Genomic DNA, 2,825 nt, shown 5'->3' on the forward strand with positions numbered 1-2,825 from the left:
GCTGGCATGTCGAGGATCTCCACAGTCCCGAAAATCATGGACATATCTGTGGACTTCAACTGGTTCACATCCTTCGTTAGCTCAACAATTGCGGCCTTTAGAGCCGTCACCTCCTCAGTGGCCCCTTGACCTTGCTGACACACCGCTATCCGTGTTGATAGAGCATCAATATATGCACTGAGGGGTGTCATAGAAGTAGTCAGAGCCCTCACAATCATCCCAGGAATGGTGGCCTTAAGCCTGGAGGCACGTCTATCAGCAGAGTGGTCTAGATGCCCCATCCGTAGTATCGTAGCCTGGGTGAGTGGAGGTCGAGAAGCAGTAGGAGTGCCCGATATTCATCAAATTCTAAAAAAAAAATCAAAGTAATCAGCGAAATCATCATAATCAGTGTTCCAAAACAAATTCCGCTGCGCCGAAGCCGCACACCCGCTTATATCTCCCCATATTCATCAAATTCTAAAAGTAAAATCAAGGTAATCAGTATAATCAGCGTAATCCGGTTCCAAGACAATTTAACATCGCCTTCGGCGATCCTCCGCTAAAATCTCCGCGTTTTTCCCTATTTTGTATTTTTAATTGTCAATTTCACAATTCCACAAACGTTTTATTACATGAACAATTCCCGTAGAAACTTTATCAAATCCGCTTCCACGCTGATGGCAGGGGCTGGATTGGCATCCGCGCTGCCTGCCGGGCTGCAGGCATTTCCACTGCGTACCGTAGCGCCCAGCGACCGCCTCAATGTGGCTGCTATTGGCATCAACGGTATGGGCTGGGCCGACCTTACCTCCATGCTGAAAAATCCCGCCGCTCAGTGCGTAGCCCTTTGCGATGTGGACAAAAACGTGCTGGACAAAAGGGTGGCCGAACTGGCACAGAAAGGCGTCAAAGTGAAAGCCTACAGCGATTACCGCAAGCTCCTGGAAGATAAAAACATCGACGCCGTTGTGATTGGCACCCCTGATCACTGGCATTGCCTGCAAATGACAGACGCCTGTGCCGCCGGTAAAGATGTGTATGTAGAAAAGCCCATGGGCAACTCCATTGTAGAGTGCCGCTCCATGGTAGCTGCGCAGCAGAAATACAGCCGCGCCGTACAGGTAGGCCAATGGCAGCGCAGCCAAAAACACTTCAGGGACGCTATTGAATTTGTGCACTCCGGCAAGCTGGGCCAGGTACGCCTGGTAAAAGCATGGGCTTACATGGGCTGGATGAAATCCATTCCCGTGAAACCGGATGGTACTCCTCCTGCAGGTGTAGACTATAAAACCTGGCTGGGTCCCGCTACTACCCGCCCCTTTAACCCCAACCGCTTCCATTTCAACTTCCGCTGGTACTGGGATTATGCCGGTGGCCTTATGACCGACTGGGGCGTTCACCTGCTCGACTATGCGTTGCTGGGCATGAAATCCGCTGCGCCCAAATCCATCATGGCTGCAGGCGGTAAGTTCGCCTATCCGGACGATGCCGCTGAAACACCTGATACACTCACCACCGTATATGAGTTCGATGGCTACAATATCCAGTGGGAACAGGCTATTGGTATTGATGGCGGCCCTTACGGACGTGATCATGGTATTGCCTTTATTGGCAATAACGGTACACTGGTACTGGATCGCGGCGGATGGGAAGTGATCCCTGAAAAAGGAAAAATGGAAGCCGTACCAAGGCAAAAGTCGGTTGATAATGGCCTCGACCTTCATACCACCAATTTCGTGGAAGTAGTGAAATCCCGCAAACTGGACGACCTTCATGCCTCCGTGCAGGTAGGCTCTCTTGTGGCTACCACCGCGCAGATGGGCAATATTGCCTATCGCACCGGCAAAAAAGTGTACTGGGACCAGCCATCAGGCAAATTCACCGACAGCGATGCCAACAAACTGTTAGCAGCACAATACCATAACGGGTATCATCTGCCTAACGTTACTGTATAAACGAAAATAGCATCTTAACATCTTTATAAAAAATATAAAAGACATATGCGTACGCTACTGCTATCTGCCTGTACCCTGCTCACGGTGGCCGCCACCGCACAAAACAAGGAGCAGATGAAGCCTGAAGCCACAGAGGTTTGGGAACCGGTACCAAAGGTAATTACACCAGGCACGGAAACCCTTACTGCGCCTTCCGACGCCATCGTACTGTTCAATGGTAAAAACCTCGACAGCTGGGAATCTGATAAAGGAGGACCCGCAAAATGGGAAGTGAAAGATGATGCGATGACCGTTGTTAAAGGAGGCGGTGTAATTAAAACAAAACAACAGTTTGAAGACTTTCAGCTGCATATTGAATGGCGCACACCCGCAGAAGTAAAGGGAGAAAGCCAGGGACGCGGCAACAGCGGCGTTTTTATGCAGGAACAATACGAGCTGCAGGTGTTAGACAACTATAACAACCGCACCTACTCCAACGGGCAGGCAGGCAGTTTTTACAAACAAAAAATTCCTTTGGTAAATGCCTGCAAAAAACCAGGCGAATGGCAAACCTACGATGTGATCTGGACCGCTCCGCGCTTTAACGGCGACGGTTCCCTGAAATCTCCGGCAAGAGCCACCGTATTGCAAAATGGCGTGCTGGTGCAAAATAATGTGGAGCTGGAAGGTAAAACAGAATATATAGGCAAACCGACCTATGTAAAACATGGCGCCAAATCCATTGCACTGCAGGACCACGGAAATCCCGTGAGCTTCAGGAATATCTGGATAAGACCCCTGTAAGCCATCATCCTTATATTATTGCAGCGGAGGAAAAATCCTCCGCTGCATTTTTTTTAAGTTAAAGTGTCGGCTGCTTCGATATTCAATGATAAATACACCGCATCA

The 2,825-nt window shown here is 49.5% G+C and carries 2 protein-coding genes; both read left to right on the forward strand.

The window, feature by feature from the left end; translation table 11 throughout:
• Positions 1-614: 614 nt before the first annotated feature.
• A complete protein-coding gene (locus VN105_RS01125) occupies positions 615-1,937 on the forward strand; it encodes a Gfo/Idh/MocA family protein (protein WP_325637077.1) in 1,323 nt (440 codons plus the stop codon).
• Between the two features lie 45 nt (positions 1,938-1,982).
• The gene (locus VN105_RS01130; protein WP_325637079.1) at positions 1,983-2,720 is read left to right on the forward strand and encodes a DUF1080 domain-containing protein; all 738 of its coding nucleotides are present in this window, start codon (positions 1,983-1,985) and stop codon (positions 2,718-2,720) included.
• Positions 2,721-2,825 lie beyond the last annotated feature (105 nt).

Origin of the sequence: Chitinophaga sp. (genome assembly GCF_035564935.1) — a bacterium.
Lineage (GTDB): Bacteria > Bacteroidota > Bacteroidia > Chitinophagales > Chitinophagaceae > Chitinophaga.